At 73.4% G+C, this 17,368-nt stretch carries 14 protein-coding genes; 3 read left to right on the top strand and 11 right to left on the bottom strand.

Annotated elements, in window-relative coordinates:
* Positions 1 to 23 precede the first annotated feature (23 nt).
* The gene (locus tag ACFW47_RS24695; RefSeq protein WP_386307120.1) at positions 24 to 353 is read left to right on the top strand and encodes an antibiotic biosynthesis monooxygenase family protein; all 330 of its coding nucleotides are present in this window, start codon (positions 24 to 26) and stop codon (positions 351 to 353) included.
* A 39-nt stretch (positions 354 to 392) separates the two neighbouring features.
* On the opposite strand, the gene ACFW47_RS24690 is transcribed toward ACFW47_RS24695, so the two are convergent.
* From ACFW47_RS24690 to ACFW47_RS24670, 5 genes are all read right to left on the bottom strand, one after another.
* Positions 393 to 3,767 carry a pyruvate carboxylase gene (locus ACFW47_RS24690; protein WP_386307118.1) on the bottom strand — a complete coding sequence of 1,125 codons (3,375 nt, stop codon included), beginning with the start codon at positions 3,765 to 3,767 and terminating at the stop codon, positions 393 to 395.
* A gap of 117 nt (positions 3,768 to 3,884) precedes the next feature.
* On the bottom strand, positions 3,885 to 4,202 hold the full coding sequence (locus tag ACFW47_RS24685; protein ID WP_386307117.1) for a hypothetical protein: 318 nt from the start codon (positions 4,200 to 4,202) through the stop codon (positions 3,885 to 3,887).
* A 68-nt stretch (positions 4,203 to 4,270) separates the two neighbouring features.
* The gene (locus tag ACFW47_RS24680) at positions 4,271 to 5,272 is read right to left on the bottom strand and encodes an ACP S-malonyltransferase (protein ID WP_386307115.1); all 1,002 of its coding nucleotides are present in this window, start codon (positions 5,270 to 5,272) and stop codon (positions 4,271 to 4,273) included.
* Positions 5,269 to 6,552: a beta-ketoacyl-[acyl-carrier-protein] synthase family protein gene (locus ACFW47_RS24675; protein ID WP_386284328.1), complete on the bottom strand. Its 1,284-nt coding sequence runs from the start codon at positions 6,550 to 6,552 to the stop codon at positions 5,269 to 5,271. The genes ACFW47_RS24680 and ACFW47_RS24675 overlap by 4 nt, the downstream gene beginning before the upstream one ends.
* Entirely contained in the window at positions 6,549 to 6,827 is a 279-nt protein-coding gene (locus ACFW47_RS24670) for an acyl carrier protein (protein ID WP_386284330.1), read from the bottom strand. Before ACFW47_RS24670 ends, ACFW47_RS24675 begins: the two co-directional genes overlap by 4 nt.
* A 466-nt stretch (positions 6,828 to 7,293) precedes the next feature.
* On the opposite strand from ACFW47_RS24670, the gene ACFW47_RS24665 reads away from it, so the two are divergent.
* Positions 7,294 to 8,160, top strand: a complete 867-nt coding sequence (locus ACFW47_RS24665; protein ID WP_386307114.1) for a CAP domain-containing protein — start codon at positions 7,294 to 7,296, stop codon at positions 8,158 to 8,160.
* A 6-nt stretch (positions 8,161 to 8,166) separates the two neighbouring features.
* On the opposite strand, the gene ACFW47_RS24660 is transcribed toward ACFW47_RS24665, so the two are convergent.
* Genes ACFW47_RS24660 through ACFW47_RS24650 form a run of 3 tightly spaced genes read right to left on the bottom strand, consistent with a single transcriptional unit; the run spans position 8,167 to position 10,435 of the window.
* Entirely contained in the window at positions 8,167 to 9,489 is a 1,323-nt protein-coding gene (locus ACFW47_RS24660; protein ID WP_386284335.1) for an ATP-binding protein, read from the bottom strand.
* The gene (locus ACFW47_RS24655; RefSeq protein WP_386284338.1) at positions 9,486 to 10,175 is read right to left on the bottom strand and encodes a response regulator transcription factor; all 690 of its coding nucleotides are present in this window, start codon (positions 10,173 to 10,175) and stop codon (positions 9,486 to 9,488) included. Before ACFW47_RS24655 ends, ACFW47_RS24660 begins: the two co-directional genes overlap by 4 nt.
* 53 nt (positions 10,176 to 10,228) lie before the next feature.
* A complete protein-coding gene (locus tag ACFW47_RS24650; protein WP_386284340.1) occupies positions 10,229 to 10,435 on the bottom strand; it encodes a hypothetical protein in 207 nt (68 codons plus the stop codon).
* A 136-nt stretch (positions 10,436 to 10,571) separates the two neighbouring features.
* Here ACFW47_RS24650 and ACFW47_RS24645 point away from each other — a divergent pair, with 136 nt between their 5' ends.
* Complete coding sequence (locus tag ACFW47_RS24645; protein ID WP_386284342.1) at positions 10,572 to 10,784, top strand: hypothetical protein; 213 nt, start codon at positions 10,572 to 10,574, stop codon at positions 10,782 to 10,784.
* A gap of 6 nt (positions 10,785 to 10,790) precedes the next feature.
* On the opposite strand, the gene ACFW47_RS24640 is transcribed toward ACFW47_RS24645, so the two are convergent.
* From ACFW47_RS24640 to ACFW47_RS24630, 3 genes are all read right to left on the bottom strand, one after another.
* Positions 10,791 to 12,395, bottom strand: coding sequence for a cellulase family glycosylhydrolase (locus ACFW47_RS24640; protein WP_386307300.1), 1,605 nt, complete (start codon positions 12,393 to 12,395; stop codon positions 10,791 to 10,793).
* A 240-nt stretch (positions 12,396 to 12,635) separates the two neighbouring features.
* Positions 12,636 to 14,417, bottom strand: a complete 1,782-nt coding sequence (locus ACFW47_RS24635) for a ThuA domain-containing protein (protein ID WP_386307113.1) — start codon at positions 14,415 to 14,417, stop codon at positions 12,636 to 12,638.
* A gap of 16 nt (positions 14,418 to 14,433) precedes the next feature.
* Positions 14,434 to 17,211, bottom strand: a complete 2,778-nt coding sequence (locus tag ACFW47_RS24630; RefSeq protein WP_386307298.1) for a PQQ-dependent sugar dehydrogenase — start codon at positions 17,209 to 17,211, stop codon at positions 14,434 to 14,436.
* Positions 17,212 to 17,368: the final 157 nt, after the last annotated feature.

Below are 17,368 nucleotides of genomic sequence, written 5' to 3'. Positions count from 1 at the left end.
TGGGCATGGGGCAGGATGGGGCCATGAGCGTAGTCAAGATCAACGTACTGACCGTCCCCGCCGAGCAGCGCGAGACGCTGGAGAAGCGCTTCGCCTCGCGGGCGCACGCCGTCGAGAGCTCCGACGGCTTCGAGTGGTTCGAGCTGCTGCGGCCGGTCGAGGGCACCGACAACTACCTGGTCTACACGCGGTGGCGCGACGAGGCGTCGTTCCAGGCCTGGATGGAGGGCCCGATGAAGGCGGCCCACCAGGGCGGCGGTGCGGGGGGCGGGGAGCGGCCGAAGCCCGCGGCGAGCGGGTCCACGGTGTGGTCGTTCGAGGTGGTGCAGCAGGCGGCGCCGAAGGAGGCGTGAGGCGTCGGTGGCGGCCCCGGTCCGGGGCCGCCACCGTGCTCAGCCGAGCTGTACGAGGAGGTCGCCGCCCTCGACCTGCTGGATGCGGTTGATGGCGAGCCTGCTCACCGTGCCGGACTTCGGGGCGGTGATGGTGGCCTCCATCTTCATCGCCTCGATGGTGGCCACCGTGGCGCCGGTCTCCACCTCGTCCCCCTCGGCGACGGCGAGGGTGACCACGCCCGCGAACGGCGCCGCGACGTGACCGGGGTTCGACCGGTCGGCCTTCTCGGTGACCGGTACGTCGGAGGCCGCCGACCGGTCGCGGACCTGGATCGGACGGAGCTGCCCGTTGAGCGAGGACATCACGGTGCGCATGCCGCGCTCGTCGGCGTCGCCGACCGCCTGGAGTTCGATCAGCAGCCGGACGCCCGGGTCGAGGTCGACCGTGTACTCCGTGCCGGGGCGCAGCCCGTAGAAGAAGTCCTTGCTGTCCAGGACGCTGGTGTCGCCGAACGAGGCGCGGTGGTTGTCGAACTCGCGGGCGGGCCCGGGGAACAGCAGCCGGTTCAGGGTCGCCCGGCGCTCCTTGGCCAGCCCCGCGCGGTCGTCGGCGGACAGCTCCGGCACCGGCTTGGCCTCGGCACGGCCGCGCAGCGCCTTGGTGCGCAGCGGCTCGGGCCAGCCTCCGGGCGGGGTGCCCAGCTCGCCGCGGAGGAAGCCGATGACGGAGTCGGGGATGTCGAACCGGTCCGGTTCCGCCTCGAAGTCCGCCGGGGAGACGCCCGCGCCCACCAGGTGCAGGGCCAGGTCGCCGACCACCTTGGAGGAGGGCGTCACCTTCACCAGGCGGCCCAGCATCCGGTCGGCGGCGGCGTACATGGCCTCGATGTCCTCGAAGCGGTCGCCGAGGCCGAGCGCGATGGCCTGGGTGCGCAGGTTGGAGAGCTGGCCGCCGGGGATCTCGTGGTGGTAGACGCGGCCGGTGGGTGCGGCGAGGCCCGCCTCGAAGGGTGCGTAGACCTTGCGGACGCTCTCCCAGTACGGCTCCAGGTCGCCGACGGCCTGGAGGTCGAGTCCGGTGGGCCGCTCGGTGTGGTCGGTGGCGGCGACGATCGCCGACAGGGAGGGCTGCGAGGTGGTGCCCGCCATGGACGCCACGGCCCCGTCGACCGCGTCGGCGCCCGCCTGGATCGCGGCCAGGTAGGTGGCGAGCTGCCCGCCGGTGGTGTCGTGGGTGTGCAGGTGCACCGGCAGGTCGAACTCCCGGCGCAGCGCGGACACCAGGGTCGCGGCGGCCGGGGCGCGCAGCAGCCCCGCCATGTCCTTGATCGCCAGGACGTGGGCGCCGGCGTCTACGATCTGCTCGGCGAGCCGCAGGTAGTAGTCGAGGGTGTAGAGCCGCTCGTCGGGGTCGGACAGGTCGGCGGTGTAGCACAGGGCGACCTCGGCGACGGAGGTGCCGGTCTGGCGCACGGCGTCGATGGCGGGGCGCATCTGGTCGACGTCGTTGAGGGCGTCGAAGATGCGGAAGACGTCGATGCCGGTGGCCGCGGCCTCCTGCACGAAGGCGTCGGTCACCTCGGTCGGGTACGGCGTGTAGCCGACGGTGTTGCGGCCGCGCAGCAGCATCTGCAGGCAGATGTTGGGGACCGCCTCGCGCAGGGCGGCCAGCCGCTCCCAGGGGTCCTCGGCGAGGAAGCGCAGGGCGACGTCGTAGGTGGCGCCGCCCCAGCACTCCAGGGACAGCAGCTGGGGCAGGGTCCGGGCGACGACCGGGGCGACGGCGAGCATGTCCTTGGTGCGGACCCGGGTGGCGAGCAGCGACTGGTGGGCGTCGCGGAACGTGGTGTCGGTGACGCCGATGGTGGGCGACTCGCGCAGCCACCGGGCGAAGCCCTCCGGGCCGAGTTCGGCCAGCCGCTGCCGGGAGCCGGCCGGGGGGTCGCCCGCGGGCACGGCCGGCAGCTTGGTGAGCGGGTCGGCGAGTCGGGGGCGTTCGCCGTGCGGCTTGTTGACGGTGACGTCGGCGAGGTAGGTGAGCAGCTTGGTGCCGCGGTCGGCGGAGTGGCGGGAGGTGAGCAGGTGCGGGCGCTGCTCGATGAAGGACGTGGTGACCTGGCCGGCCTGGAAGTCGGGGTCGTCCAGCACCGCCTGGAGGAAGGGGATGTTGGTGGCGACGCCGCGGATGCGGAACTCGGCCACGGCGCGCCGGGCGCGGTTGACGGCGGTGGTGAAGTCCCGGCCGCGGCAGGAGAGTTTCACCAGCATCGAGTCGAAGTGGGCGCTGATCTCGGTGCCGGCGTGGGTGGTGCCGCCGTCGAGGCGGATGCCGGAGCCGCCCGGTGAGCGGTAGGCGCTGATCTGCCCGGTGTCCGGGCGGAAGCCGTTGGCGGGGTCCTCGGTGGTGATACGGCACTGGAGGGCGGCGCCGCGCAGGGTGATGTTCTCCTGGGCGAGGCCGAGGTCGGCGAGCGTCTCGCCGGCGGCGATGCGCAGTTGGGACTGGACGAGGTCGACGTCGGTGACCTCCTCGGTGACCGTGTGCTCGACCTGGATGCGCGGGTTCATCTCGATGAAGACGTGGTTGCCGTCGCGGTCGACGAGGAACTCCACGGTGCCGGCGTTGCGGTAGCCGATCTGCCGGGCGAAGCTGACGGCGTCGGCGCAGATCCGCTCGCGCAGCGCCGGGTCCAGGTTGGGGGCGGGCGCCAGCTCGATGACCTTCTGGTGGCGGCGCTGCACCGAGCAGTCCCGCTCGAAGAGGTGGATCACGCCGCCCTCGGCGTCGGCGAGGATCTGCACCTCGATGTGGCGGGGTTCGACGACTGCCTTCTCCAGGAAGACGGTGGAGTCACCGAAGGCGGAGGCGGCCTCCCGGGACGCGGCCTCGATGGCCTCGCGGAGTTGGGCGGGTTCCTCGACGCGGCGCATGCCGCGCCCGCCGCCGCCCGCGACGGCCTTGACGAACACGGGGAAGCCGATGCCGTCGGCGGCGCGGACGAGTTCGTCCACGTCGGTGGAGGGAGCGGAGGACCCGAGGACGGGTACGCCGGCCTCGCGGGCGGCGGCGACGGCGCGGGCCTTGTTGCCCGTCAGTTCGAGGATCTGCGCGCTCGGTCCGACGAAGGTGATGCCGGCTTCCTCGCAGGCGCGGGCGAGTTCGGGGTTCTCGGAGAGGAATCCGTAGCCCGGGTAGACGGCGTCGGCTCCGGCGCGGCGGGCCGCGCGGACGATCTCCTCCACGGAGAGGTACGCGCGCACCGGGTGGCCCGGCTCCCCGATCTCGTAGGCCTCGTCGGCCTTCAGCCGGTGCAGCGAGTTGCGGTCCTCGTGCGGGAAGACGGCGACCGTGCGCGCGCCGAGCTCGTAGCCCGCACGGAACGCGCGGATCGCGATCTCACCGCGGTTGGCGACCAGCACCTTGCGGAACATTCTTGATCCCTTCAGCCTGCCGGGTGACGAGACCATGGTGTCGGCGCCGCCTCCGGTACGCCATGTGAGCCGGGCCACTCACCGGCCGGTGCCCGGCCGTGTGAGGTCGCGGCCGGGTCAGACGTCGGAGTCGATTCCGGTGACGACCGTGGGGCCGAGCGGCGCGCTGCCGCCGTCCAGGCCGGCCGCGCGCAGGGCGGAGTCGGCGACCTCGCGGGCGCGGCCCTCCGCGTGGGCGGCGGTGTCGGCCTCGACGGTGAGGCGGATGGTGAAGGTGCCGTCGTCGTTGACCGAGAGGGCGTCGAGGTCCTCCTCGTCTCCCAGATGGGTGCGGTGCGGGTCGGCGGGGCGCAGTGCGCGGGCCAGCTCGTCCTTCGTGGTGTCCTGGAGCGCGCCGGTGAACGTGCCCGGCACCGAGATGACGTACGTCGTCATGGCAGTCCTCCTTCGGCTCCCCTCCGCCTACCCCGATGCCGCCGCGCGACCCGGCCGCGAAGGCGTCGTCACCGCAGGGCGGCGGCGAGGCGCAGGCGCAGGCGGTCGACTCCGGCCGGTGTGCGGGAGGGGGCGGCGGTCGTGCAGCCCGGCAGCCCCGCCTTGGCCAGGGTGCTCAGCAGGGCCCGGGGGCCGCTGTCGAGGTAGGTGGTGAAACCCGCCCGGCGCAGGGCGTCCAGGGTGCGGTGGAAGGCCATGGGTTCGGTGAGGTGCGCGGCCGCCGCGGTGCGCAGCCCGGCCGGGGTGCGTACGGGCCGGTCCGTGGTGGCCGTGTACACGGCGAGCGCGGGCGGGGCGACGGGCTCCGCCCGCAGGTGGCGGCGGAAGGTCCGGTGGACCTCGGTGAGCAGCGGGTGGTGGTAGGCGGTCCGGCCGGTCAGCAAAGTGGCGCGGTGGCCGAGTTCCCGGACCCTGCGCCGTACGGCGGCCAACTGCTCGTCGGGACCGGCCAGGACCGTCTGGGCGGGCGCGTTGCGGGCGGCGACGCGCAGCTGGGCCAGGCCCTCGGTCCGCAGCAGGTCCGCCGCCCGGTCCGCGGTCATGTCGGTGGCAAGCAGGCCGGCCGCCGGGAGCGCGGCGTCCCGCAGCAGCCGGTCGCGCAGGTGCAGCAGCCGGACGCCCTGCTCCGGGGTGATCGCCCCGGCCACGGTGAGCGCCGCGAGGTCGCCCACGCTGTGGCCGAGGACCGCGTGGACGGGCGGGTCCCCGAGGTCGAGCAGGAGGGTCGCGGAGGCGATCACCGCGGCGTAGGTGGCCAGGTCGAAGGCGAGGGGGGCGGCGAGCACGAGCTGCTCGGGGCCGGGCGCGCCGGGGTCCGTGAGGAGGAGGCCGGCGGGCGGTCCGCTGCCGCCGAGCTTCGCGCTGTGGGCGTCCACCCTCCGCAGCACCTGCGCGACGGACGGTACGTCGCGCAGGTGGCGCAGGGCGCCCGGGAGGTAGGCGCCCTGACCGGGGCACATCAGCACGGTGCGCGGTGTGCCTCCGGCCGGGGCCGGGGGGCCGTGGTTCATGAGGCGGCGAAGGCGAGGGCGACGTTGTGCCCGCCGAAGCCCATGCTCGTGGTGACGGCCGCGAGGGGCCCCGGGGGCAGGGGCACGGGGCTGCGGCCCACGACGTTCAGGCCGATCTCCGGGTCGACGCGTTCGAGGCTGCACGCGGGCGGTGCGGTGCGCTCGCGCAGGGCGAGAACGGTGAGCACGGCCTCGATGGCGCCGGCCGCTCCCAGGGTGTGCCCGAAGGCGGCCTTGGTGGCACTGACCGCCACGTCGTCCAGGCTCTTGGCGAAGACCTGCTCCAAGGCCTGGGCCTCGCCGAGGTCGCCGAGCGGTGTCGAGGTGGCGTGGGCGTTGACGTGCCGGACCTGCTCCGGGTGGAGCCGGGCGTCGCGCAGGGCCTCGTCGACGGCGGCGGCGCAGCCCGTCCCGCCGGGCGCGGGCTGGGCGACGTGATGGCTGTCGTTGGTGATGCCCGCACCGGTCAGCCGGCCATGGACGCGGGCACCGCGGGCGGCGGCGTGCGCGACGCTCTCGACGACGAGCATGCCGGCTCCCTCCCCCATCACGAATCCGTCCCGTTCGGCGTCGAAGGGCCTGGACGCGCCCTTGGGATCGTCCAGGCGCCGGGAGAGGGCGCCCAGCCGTGCGAACCCGGCCAGGACGAGCGGGTGCAGCGCGGCCTCGGTGCCGCCCGCGACCACGATGTCGGCACGGCCGTCCCGGACCATCCCGAGGGCCTGGGAGAGTGCTTCCGCGCCGGAGGCACAGGCACTGACGGGGGCGTGCACCCCGGCCTTGGCGCCCACCATGAGCCCCACCTCGGCCGCCGGGTGGTTGGGCAGCATGACCGGGATCGTGCGCGGGCTCACCCGGCGGGCGCCGCGGGTCTGGAGGCGGTGGTTCTGCTCCAGGATGCTGGTGACTCCGCCCAGCCCCACCCCGACGACCACGGCCACCCGCGCACCGCCCGCGCCGAGGGACGAGACCTCCTCGAACCCGGCGTCGCGCACGGCCTCCCGGGCGGCGACGAGGGCGAACTGCGCCGAGCGGTCGCAGTGCGCCGCCTTGGCGGGCGGCAGCACGGTGGCGGGCTCGACCGCAGCCGGGGCCGCGAGACAGGCCGTCGCGGAGCCGCCCGGCACCTCGAAGTCGAGGCGCCCGACGCCGCACACGCCGGCCAGCAGCGCCCGCCAGGTGGAGGGCACGTCGCCGCCCAGCGCCGTCGTGAGGCCGAGTCCGGTGACGACGGCGGCCCGCTCCTCGGGGGCCGGGCCGGCCGCGTGCCGTGGGCTCACGCGGTGCCGCCCACGGGAGCGGAGACGGCTTCGGCGAGGTGGGCGGCGATCTGCCGGACCGTGGTGAGCTGCTCCGCCTGCTCCTGCGGCACCTCGATCTGCCAGCGGTCCTCGATCGCGGCGATCACTTCCAGCATGGCCAGCGAGTCGACGCCCAGGTCGTCCTTGAGCGAGGAGTCGTCTCCGACTTCCTCCACGGACAGGTCCTCGACCGTCGCGGCCAGCAGTTCGCGCAGTTCGTCGAGCAGCTCTCGTTCCTCGGCGGTGGACGGCATGTGCGTTCCTCCTTCTTCTCGGTGCGCGGCGACCCCGGGGGGCGCGGTGGGCGGGAGGTCCCTGCCTCCCCGGGGTGCGCCGACGGTGCGGCGGCGATCTGCCGGGCGCACGCCGACAGGCTGTCCGGCGGTCCGGCACGGCAAGCGCGGTGAACCGGGTGACGGCGGGGCACCGGGAGCACGCCAGGGGCTTCAGCGGACCGCCGTGTCCGCTCTTCACGTTGAAGCGCCCCGCGGCGGACCGAGGGTGCCGGGCGGCGGGCGCGTAACCGGCCGGAGACACGCCGTCCGTTCCTCAGCGGACTTTGGCGGCTCTTTTAAGGCTTCTTGAAGATGACCTTCGAACGGGCGTTTCCGCCCCGGCCGGGTCCTAGGCTCTCGAACACCCCCCACAGTCCCGGTGGGCGCGATCGCGTCCACCGGGTACGGGGCCGAGCCAGCCGACCGACAGACCGAGGTGTCCTGCATGGGTTCCCGCCGAGCCGCTCGCCCGTCCCGCTCCCACGCCCGTCCCCGCGGCGGGCTCAGGACCCGCGGCACCGCGCTGGCCCTGGGCGCCGTCACCGTGACGGCGGGCGTCGGGATCACCCTGGCCGTCACCGGCGGCGAGGACGGCGGCGCCTCGGACCGGGTCGCGGCGAGCACCGCCGGTGAGGCGCCGGGCGCCGAGGACGCGGCGGGCGGCGCGGTGCCACTGGCGTCGGGCTCGGCGAGCCCGAGTGCCTCGGCGAGCGGCTCGCCGAGCGAGAGCGCGAAGCCGAAGGAGAAGCCGAAGCGGTCGGCGAGCCCCACCCCCGGTACCGAGCGGAAGCCGGCCGAGCCCGTGTCGAAGGCGCCCGTGAGGAAGACGGCGCAGAGCGGCGGCGACCGGGCGGCGAGCAAAAGCGGCGGCTCGGGGTCGGACAGCAGCGGGTCGGACACGGGGTCGGGCTCCGGTTCCGCCGGGTCCGGCGGGCCCGAGGCTCAGGTGCTCTCGCTGGTCAACGAGGAGCGGACCGCGGCGGGCTGCTCTCCGGTCACCGCGAACGACCGGCTCACCCGGGCCGCCGACGACTACAGCGACGTCATGGCGAGCAGCGGTGTGATGTCCCACACGGGTCCCGACGGGTCCACGATGACGACCCGGGTCGAGGCCGCCGGATACCAGTGGTCGACGCTGGGCGAGAACATAGCCCGGGGGCAGGCGGACGCCGCCTCGGTGATGGAGTCCTGGATGAACAGCCCCGGCCACCGCGCGAACATACTCAACTGCTCCTTCAAGGAGCTGGGCGTCGGTGTCCACTTCGGCGACGGCGGCCCCTGGTGGACGCAGAACTTCGGCGCCCCTCGCTGACGCCCGTCACCGTGTACCGGTGCCGCCCGCGCCGGCCAGTACGAACGACACCCGCACCCGCGCGCCGCCCAGCGGCGCGCGGGTGATCGTCAGTTCGCCGTCCGCCGCGCGAGCCGCCCGCGCCACGATGTCCAGGCCGAGTCCGGTGGAGCCGCCGACGCTGACGCCCCGGGTGAGCGCCGCCTCGGGGTCCGCCACGCCCGGGCCCGCGTCGTCGACCGTGAGGAGCACGTGCCGGTCCGCCCGCTCCACGCGCACGGCGAAGGCGGTGCCCTCGGGGGTGTGCCGGAAGACGTTGCCGATGAGGGCGTCGACGACTGCCGCGAGATCGTCCTCGGGGAAGGCGACGGGCGACGGGCGGGGGGTGAGGGAACGCTCGCAGGGCCGGCCCTGCTGGGTGGCGAGGACCGACCAGAAGTCCAGACGCATCGCGACCACCTCGGCGACGTCGCACGGCTTCGAGGCCCCCGCCCCCGCACCGGCCAAGTGCGCCGAGGCCAGCGGTGTGCGGGCCGCGGCGATGATCGAGTCCAGCTCGCTCTCCAGCTGGCCTGCCGCTTCCGTGACCCGCCGGGCGCTGGGCGTCGCGCCCATCCGGTCGGCCTCCAGGTAGAGGGCGGTCAGCGGGGTGCGCAGTCGGTGCGAGAGGTCGGCGACCAGTTCGCGTTCGACGGCGAGCAGGTCGACGACCCGGTCGGCCATCGTGTTGAACGCCGCGCCGGCCTCCTGGAGCTCGGGCGGGCCGTCCGGTTCCACCCGCACGTCCAGGTCGCCGGAGCCGAGGGCCAGCGAGGCGCGCTTGAGGCTGCGGGAGGAGCGGACGACGCGGGCGCCGAGCCGGTCGGCGACCAGCACCGAGCCGCCGACCAGGCCCAGCGCGAGGAGCGCCATCACACCCCAGGACGCGGCCACGCCCCGGGTGAGGTCGGCGGCGGGCACGAAGGCTTCCACCACCGCGACCCGGTCCCCCCGCAGGACGACGGGCTGGAGGTAGACCCAGCCGTCCTCGGTGTCGACGGCGAGCGTCTCGCGGCCGCGCACGGCCCGGTCGAGCGCGTCCCGGGGCGCGTGTGGGGTGCCCACGAAGCCGCCGTCGGGCAGCCGTACGACGAGTTGGTCGGCGGAGCCGAGTTCGGCGACCGCCTGCTGCACGTCGGCGCGCCGGGTGGTGAGGGCGAGCACCGGGGACAGGGCGGAGGCCCGCTGCTCGGCGGCGGTGGTGACCCGGTCCCGGGCCTGTTCGCGGACGAGGAGGGCGAGCGGGATGAGGAAGGACAGCGCCACCATCGAGGTGACGGCCAGGGCGATTCCGGCGAGGGCACGTCTCATGGCGAGCTGACCAACTTGATGCCTATGCCGCGCACGGTGTGGAGGTAGCGGGGCTTTCGCGCCTTCTCACCCATTTTGCGGCGGAGTGCGGAGAGGTGGACGTCGACCGTCTGATCCTCGACGTACGGCTGCTGCCACACCTCGGCGAGTATCCGCTGCCGGGAGATGACCTGGTCGGCGTTGGCCGCGAGGTAGGCGAGCAGGTCGAACTCGCGGCGAGTGAGCGCGAGCTCCCGGCCGGCGAGGTGCGCGGTGCGCGCGGTGGGGTCGATGCGCAGGTCGGCGACCTGGAGGACGGGCCTCCGCGCCGCCCGGACGTCGGCGGGCACGGACCTGCGCAGTACGGCGGCGAGCCTGGCCGCGAGCTGGCCGCCGGAGAACGGCTTGACCATGTAGTCGTCGGCCCCGGCGTTGAGCAGCCGGATGATCTCGCTCTCGTCGTCACGGGCGGTGGCGACGAGGACCGGGACGCGGGAGATGCCCCGGATCATGCGCAGCACGTCGAGACCGTCGAGGTCGGGCAGCCCGAGGTCCAGCACCACGATGTCCGGCGGGCTCTGGGTGATGTCGCGCAGCGCCTCGAAACCCTGGTGGGCGGTCTTGACCGCGTAGCCGTGTCCGGTCAGGACCTCGATCAGCGCGGCCCGGATCACGGGGTCGTCCTCGACGACCAGTACGGAGGCCATGGGCAGGCACGTTAGCCGGTCCGTCACTATGGTGTCGTGTCCCGCCTCCTGCGCTACCTGGTCATCTGGCTGTCGTGCACGGCAGCCAGTGTCACGGCTGTCATCATCACGATCCACTTCGTGGTGGGCTCGACCCGGCCGACCGCGCCGGTCGCGCAGTCGGCGCCGAGTGAGCCGCCGCAGTCCCCGAGGCCCAGCCCGTCGAGGACCGCGGAGCCCTCACCCAGCCCGTCGGCGACCAGCCGCAGGCCCAGCCCCACACCGTCCCGGAGCAGCGCTCAGCCGCCCGCGCCCAGCCCGACACCGACGCCGACACCCACCGCCCGCACCACTCCCCCTGGCACGCCGGCCGGTACGGGCGGCTCGGGATGCGAGGGCGGTGCCGGCGTCTACACGGTGCCCTCCGAGGGAGGCAAGGCCACCGTGCGGTTCGGCGACGACGGAGTGTGCCTGGTCTCGGCGGTGCCGAACCGGGGGTTCACGGTGAGCACGGAGCAGAGCGGCCCGCAGACGCTGACGGTGACGTTCTCGGCGAGCCGCCACCGGTCGGAGATCACGGCCACGACCCGGCCGCGGAGCCGGGCCGACGTCCGCGAGGTGTCGTGGTGACACCCGTCACGCGCAGGCGTTCCCGTTCACGCTGAAGACAGCCGGTGCGGTGTTGGCGGCCCCTTTCCCGGCGGTGAACCCGAGGGTGACGGTCCCGCCGGCCGGAATGGTGGCGGTGTAAGGGGCCGGGGCGACGGTCACCGCGCCGCCGGTCTGCGTCGGTGTCCCGCCCCACATGTTGGTGACGGTCTGACCGTCGGGGAAGGTGAAGGCGAGCGTCCACGGACCGAGGGGCGCGGCGCCGGTGTTGCGGACGGCGATCTCCCCCTGGAAGCCGCCCGGCCACTCGCCGACGACGCGGTACGTCACCGCGCACGTGGCGCCGGGGATGCCGCCGCCCTCGCGGGTGGTGACGTCCACGGTGGCGGAGCGGGCCGAGCGATTGCCGGCCGCGTCCCGGGCGTAGACGGCGAAGGTGTAGGCGGTGCCGGCGGTGAGGCCCGTCACGGTGACCGAGGTGGCGGTGGAGGTGGCGACCGGGGTCTCGGTGCTGTCGTCGACGCGGACGACGTCGTACCCGGTGACTCCGGTGTCGTCGGTCGCCGCGGTCCAGCCGAGGGTGACGGAGGTGTCCGTCACGGCGGAGGCGGCCGGGGTCCCCGGAACGGTGGGCGCCTCGGTGTCGCCCGGGGTTCCGCCGCCGAAGACCGTCGCCTCCTTCGAGGTCCGCGCGATGCCGTCGGCCCCGTGGAAGATGCGTTCGCCCCAGGAGCTGAGCCGGCTCGGGTCGAAGTCGAGGGCGAGGTCCAGGACCGGGTCGGTGTTGCCGCTCCACGACCAGGCCAGGTAACCGAGGTCCAGCTGTTCGGCGGTGGCCATCATGGTGTCCTCGTCGGGGTCGCCCCACTGGTCGGCGGGGCCGCCGAACTCACCGATGAGGATGGGCAGTCCGGCGTCGACGTAGGCCTGGAGGTAGTCCGTGATCTCCTGGGCGGTGTCGTAGACGCTGTACATGTGGATCGAGAAGATCAGGTTGCCGGTGGGGTCGGCGTCGTGGACGGTCCGCGCGTTGGCCCGCATGACGCCCTGCCAGTCCTGGCCCCAGTTGGGCGCGTCCACCATGATCGTGTGCCGGAATCCGGCGTCGCGGAGCTTCTGCACCGCCGCGACGGTGGGCTCGGTCCAGCCCGCGGGGTCGGTGTTGCCCCAGGGCTCGTTGCCGATGTTGACGATGACGTAGTCCTCTTCGCCGGCCAGCACGTCCTTGAGGCCGATCCAGTAGTCGGCGGCGTGGTCGAGCGTGCCGGCCGCGGCGTCCTCGCCGTAGCCGGTGGTGTCGTGCACCTCCAGGACGCAGATCAGCCGGTTCGCCTTGCACTGCTCGACGACGTTCGCGACGTCGGCGGGGCTGTTCTCGCTCCAGCGGTGGCCGTCGGAGAGGACGACCCGGACGCTGTTGGCGCCCAGTGCCTTGATGTCGGCGAGCGACTGGGTCTCGCCGGGGTACCAGGTGTGGGCGTGGTTGACGCCGCGCATGACGAAATCGCTGCCGTTGGCCTCCAGGAGCCGGCCCCCGCTGACGTGCAGGCCGGTGTCCGCCTGGGCGCCGGACTGCGACTGGGCCAGGGCGGCGGCCGGACAGAGGGCGCCGAGGACGACCAGGCCGGTCATGGCCGCCAGCGCCGTGAGCAGGCGGGCCAAGAAGCCCTGCCGGGACTCGCGTGGTGTTGTGCGCACGGTGACTCCAGTGGGTGGATGGGGAAGCGCTTACTGTGGGAGCGCTCCCATGAACCCACGGCAGCGCGTACACGTCAAGACGACGGGCGCCGTGAGAAGAAGGCCGAGTGGAACGGTTACGTCCCGCTCACCCGGATGAGCGGGACGTACCGGGTCTGGCCCCTCGGGATCGGGTCAGGGCAGGGTCCACTTCTGGTTGGGGCCGGTGTGGCAGGTCCACAGGTGGACCGGCGTCCCGTCGTTCCACGTGCCGCCCGACGCGTCCAGGCACTTGCCCGACTGCGGATTGCGCACCGTGCCGTCCGGCTGCGCCGCCCACTGCTGCGCACCTGTCCCGTTGCACGTCCACAACTGCACCCGCGTACCGTCGGCGCTGCCGCCACCGGACACGTCCAGGCACTTGCCCAGCGCCTTCAGCGTGCCGTCACCGGCCACCGTCCACACCTGCGCGGACGACTGGTTGCACGACCAGATCTGCACCTCGGTACCGTCCGCCGTCCCCGCGTTGTCCACGTCCAGGCACTTGCCGTTCACCCCCCGCACCGGGCCGGTCCGGGGTTCGGGCCCCGGCGCACCGGCGTGCTTGACGCGGATGTCGCGGAAGGCCACCTCGTCGCCGTCGCCGTGGTTCTGGAGGCCGATGTGTCCCTGCCGCAGACTCCGCGCCGGATCGGTGTTGGTGAAGTCATTGATCTTCACGCCGTTGAGGAAGACCTCCAGTCGCTCCCCGGTGACACGGATCTCGTACGTGTTCCACTCCCCCGGCGGGTTCAGCGCGGCGTCGCGTGCCGGGAGGTCCGCCGACTGGAACCCGTAGACGGCACCTGTGGTCCGGTCGGCCGCGTCCGTGGCGTCGATCTGGATCTCGTAGCCGTTGCTCACCGCCGACCAGGGGTCGGAGGAGGCCGGGAAGCCCACGAAGACGCCGGAGTTGTCGTCCCCGGCCGCCTTCCAGTCCAGCTTGAGGGAGTAGTCCCCGGTGAACTCCTCGGCGGAGTACCAGAGCATGCCCAGCCCGCCGTGCGAGGTGAGGGTGGAGTCGGCGAGGGTGAACCCGCCGGGTCCGGCCTGCTGCCAGCCGGCGGTGCCGGAGCCGTCGAAGAGGGAGGTGTAGCCGCTCTCGGGGCGGCAGTCGGCGTTGGTCGTCCCCGCCGCCCAGCGGACGCCGCCGAGGAGGTGCCTGCGGAAGGCGGGGTCGGCGTAGGACTCGTCGGTGTGGCCGCCGCCGGTGTAGAAGGCCCGGCCGCCCTCGTACTCCTTGCACCAGGCGATCGGGTGGTCGCCGTTCATGTTGCCGCCCGAGTAGCTGGACTCGTCCAGCGAGGCCAGGACGTGGGCCGTGGTGCGCGGGTTGCTGCGGTAGTTGTACCACTCGTCGGTCCGCTGCCAGGTGCCGCCGAGGTGCGCGGTGGCGTCGTGCGCGCGGTCCTCGACCTCGACGGTGGCGGGCTGGATCGCGGGGTGGGAGTGGAAGAGGGCGCCCGCCAGCCCCTCGTAGAAGGGCCAGTCGTACTCGGTGTCGGCCGCCGCGTGGACGCCGACGTATCCGCCGCCGGCGTTGATGTAGCTCTCGAACGCCGTCTGCTGGGCGTCGCCGAGCACGTCGCCCGTCGTCGACAGGAAGACGACCGCCTCGTACTGGGCGAGGTTCCCGGTGGTGAAGGCCCCCGGGTCCTCGGTGGCGTCCACGGTGAAGTTGTTCGCCGCGCCGAGGTCCCGCAGGGCCGCGATGCCGTCGTCGATGGAGGAGTGGCGGAAGCCGGCGGTCCGGGAGAAGACGAGCACTTCGTACGCGGGGTCGGCCGCGGCCTGCGCCGCGGCGTCCGGGGCCGCCCGGACGGCGGTGCGGGCGGCGGCGGCGTCGGGGGTGACGCCGGGCAGGGCGGTGGCCTGGGGCGCCGCGCACAGTACGGCTGCGGCGAACAGGCCGAGGGCTGCTTTCAGATGGTTGCGCATGGAGTTCGCCTCCTCTCTACGGCAGGGTCCACTTCTGGTTGGGGCCGGTGTGGCAGGTCCACAGGTGGACCGGCGTCCCGTCGTTCCACGTGCCGCCCGACGCGTCCAGGCACTTGCCCGACTGCGGATTGCGCACCGTGCCGTCCGGCTGCGCCGCCCACTGCTGCGCACCCGTCCCGTTGCACGTCCACAGCTGCACCCGCGTACCGTCGGCGCTGCCGCCACCGGACACGTCCAGGCACTTGCCCAGCGCCTTCAGCGTGCCGTCACCGGCCACCGTCCACACCTGCGCGGACGACTGGTTGCACGACCAGATCTGCACCTCGGTACCGTCCGCCGTCCCCGCGTTGTCCACGTCCAGGCACTTGCCGTTCACCCCCCGCACCGGGCCGGTCCGGGCACCGCCTTCGCCGGTGGTGAAGGAGAACTCGTCCACGTCGAAGAGGGAGCCGGGGCCGCCCTTGAAGACGAGGTGGAGTGTCGTGGAGCCGGCCGGCTGATTGCTCAGGGCGGCCGTCACGTCCTGGAAGGTCTCCCAGCCGCCGGTCACCGGGACCGTCGCGGTGCCGAGCAGGGTGCCGGTCGGGGAGCCGGCGCGCACCTCGATGGTTCCGCCGGTTCCGGCCGAGGAGACCCGGGCGGTGAAGGCGGTGGCGTTGTCGAGGGCGTACGGCCGGAAGGAGATCCAGTCGCCGTCCTCGATGTGGCCGACGGTCCTGCCGCCGTGCGCGGGCGTGTGGTTGACGACCTGGACGCCCGACGAGTTCCCGTAGTGCTCGGCCTGGCGGTGGCTGGGCTGGGTGATGTGCTGGTCGTGGGTGGTGAGGGCGGGCTGGCCGTTCGCGCCGTTGTCGGTGTACTCGGCGTCGATGACGCCGAAGATGTTGGCGTTCGGGTCGTGTTCGCCGTCCGCCAGGGTCTGGAGGGTGCCGGTGCAGCCGGTGGCCGAGGTCTGCGGGTGGCCGTGGCTGTCGTGGCCGATGATGAAGGTGACCTTCACCTTGGCGCAGTCGACGGTGCCGTCCTCGGGGTCGGTCACCGTCACCTTGAAGGGGATGGCGGCGCCGAAGTCGTAGACGCGTCCGTCGGTGGGCAGGTCGATGCGCACACTGGGCGCGGTGTTGCCCACGGTGATGTGGACGGAGGCCGTGGCGGACTTGCCCGTGGTGTCGGTGACCTTCAGCGTGGCCGTGTACTGGCCGTTCGTGGTGTACGTGTGGGTGGGACTGGCCGCGGCGGAGGTGGCGCCGTCGCCGAAGTCCCAGGCGTGGGTGAGGGCGTCGCCGTCGGCGTCGGAGCTGCCGGCGGAGGAGAAGGCCACCGTCAGCGGTGCGGTGCCGGAGGTGGTGTCGGCCCCGGCCTGGGCGACGGGCGCGTGGCCGCCGGTGATGTGCTCGATGCGGTAGAGGGCGGAGTTGGCGTCGCCGTTGAAGTAGCCGGTGCCGTAGTCGAGGACGTAGAGGGCGCCGTCCGGGCCGAAGGCCATGTCCATCACCTGGGTGCCGCTCCAGGGGAAGGCGTTGATGGAGTGCACGGTGCCGTCACCGCCGGTCTCGACGCGCTTGATCCAGCGACGGCCGAACTCTCCGGCGAAGAAGTCGCCGTCGTACTCCTCGGGGAACTTCACGTCCGAGGCGGAGTTGGCGTCGTAGCGGTAGACGGGTCCGCCCATGGGTGACTCGGAGCCGCCCCCGAACTCCGGTACGGAGCCGCCGTCGTAGGGGATCCAGGCGGGCTGGGCGGGCGGCAGGTCGGCGAGGCCGGTGTTGCGCGGCGAGGTGTTCTTCGGGGCGGCGCAGTCGAAGGTGGCGCCGGCGCCGCCGGAGGCGAAGTCGTGGTCGACGTAGGCGTCGTTGTCGCCGGTGCAGTAGGGCCAGCCGAAGTTGCCGGCCTCGGTGATGCGGTTGAACTCGACTTGTCCGGCCGGGCCCCGGGAGGCGTTGGCGGTGCCGGCGTCCGGTCCGTAGTCGCCCACGTAGACGGTGCCCGTGGCCTTGTCGACGCTCATCCGGAACGGGTTGCGGAAGCCCATGGCGTAGATCTCGGGCCGGGTCCTGGCGGTGCCGGGCGGGAAGAGGTTGCCGGACGGGATGCCGTACGAGCCGTCGGCGTTCACCTTGATGCGCAGGATCTTGCCGCGCAGGTCGTTGGTGTTGCCGGACGAACGCTGGGCGTCGTAGGCGGGGTTGCGCGAGGCGCGCTCGTCGATGGGGGTGTAGCCGTCCGAGGCGAAGGGGTTGGTGTCGTCGCCCGTCGACAGGTAGAGGTTGCCCGCCGCGTCGAAGTCGATGTCGCCGCCGACGTGGCAGCACAGGCCGCGGGAGGCGGGCACGTCGAGGATCTTCTTCTCGCTGCCCGCGTCCAGGGTGCCGTCGGTGCGCAGCACGAAGCGGGAGAGCCGGTTGACGCCGTCGAAGGGGGCGAAGTCGGATGCCGAGCCGTCCGCCGGCGCGTCACCGGCCGGTGTGCCGAGCTCGGGCGCGTAGTAGAGGTAGACGAACCGGTTGGTGGCGAAGCCCGGGTCCACTGCGACGCCCTGCAGGCCCTCCTCGTCGTGGCTGTAGACGTCGAGTTCGCCGGCCACGGCGGTGTTCCCCGCCGGGTCGGTCAGCCGGAGCGTGCCGTCGCGCGAGGTGTGCAGTACCGAACGGTCCGGCAGGACCGCCAGAGTCATGGGTTCGCCGGTCTCGGCCACGCCCTTGGCGAGGGTGACCTGTTGGAACTCCTCGGCGGCCACGGCGGCGGCGGTCCCGCCGCCGCCCGGGTCGGCCGGGGCCGCGGCGGCCGGGCTCATGGGCAGCACCAGGCCGAGGGCACACACCAGGGCCGGCAGCAGGGAGCGGACACGTCTGTGTCCGAACGGTCTCGTGCGCACAGGGTTCTCCCGGGAAGTGAGGGGTGGCGGCAGGCGTGCGTGGCCTGCCGTGAGGGAGTACGGGCGCGCGCCGTCG

Source organism: Streptomyces sp. NPDC058796 (genome assembly GCF_042745235.1).
GTDB lineage: Bacteria > Actinomycetota > Actinomycetes > Streptomycetales > Streptomycetaceae > Streptomyces.
Note: the sequence above shows the minus strand (reverse complement) of the source record. Positions and strands in the feature narration are given on the sequence as shown.

Bases quoted from the DNA above. Each gene is read 5' to 3' on its own strand.
- ACFW47_RS24655 (WP_386284338.1), bottom strand. From the start codon at position 10,175: ATGGCCTCCGTACTGGTCGTCGAGGACGACCCCGTGATCCGGGCCGCG.
- ACFW47_RS24670 (WP_386284330.1), bottom strand. From the start codon at position 6,827: ATGCCGTCCACCGCCGAGGAACGAGAGCTGCTCGACGAACTGCGCGAA.
- ACFW47_RS24695 (WP_386307120.1), top strand. From the start codon at position 24: ATGAGCGTAGTCAAGATCAACGTACTGACCGTCCCCGCCGAGCAGCGC.
- ACFW47_RS24630 (WP_386307298.1), bottom strand. From the start codon at position 17,211: ATGAGCCCGGCCGCCGCGGCCCCGGCCGACCCGGGCGGCGGCGGGACC.
- ACFW47_RS24685 (WP_386307117.1), bottom strand. From the start codon at position 4,202: ATGACGACGTACGTCATCTCGGTGCCGGGCACGTTCACCGGCGCGCTC.
- ACFW47_RS24635 (WP_386307113.1), bottom strand. From the start codon at position 14,417: ATGCGCAACCATCTGAAAGCAGCCCTCGGCCTGTTCGCCGCAGCCGTA.
- ACFW47_RS24690 (WP_386307118.1), bottom strand. From the start codon at position 3,767: ATGTTCCGCAAGGTGCTGGTCGCCAACCGCGGTGAGATCGCGATCCGC.
- ACFW47_RS24640 (WP_386307300.1), bottom strand. From the start codon at position 12,395: ATGACCGGCCTGGTCGTCCTCGGCGCCCTCTGTCCGGCCGCCGCCCTG.
- ACFW47_RS24680 (WP_386307115.1), bottom strand. From the start codon at position 5,272: ATGAACCACGGCCCCCCGGCCCCGGCCGGAGGCACACCGCGCACCGTG.
- ACFW47_RS24660 (WP_386284335.1), bottom strand. From the start codon at position 9,489: ATGAGACGTGCCCTCGCCGGAATCGCCCTGGCCGTCACCTCGATGGTG.
- ACFW47_RS24665 (WP_386307114.1), top strand. From the start codon at position 7,294: ATGGGTTCCCGCCGAGCCGCTCGCCCGTCCCGCTCCCACGCCCGTCCC.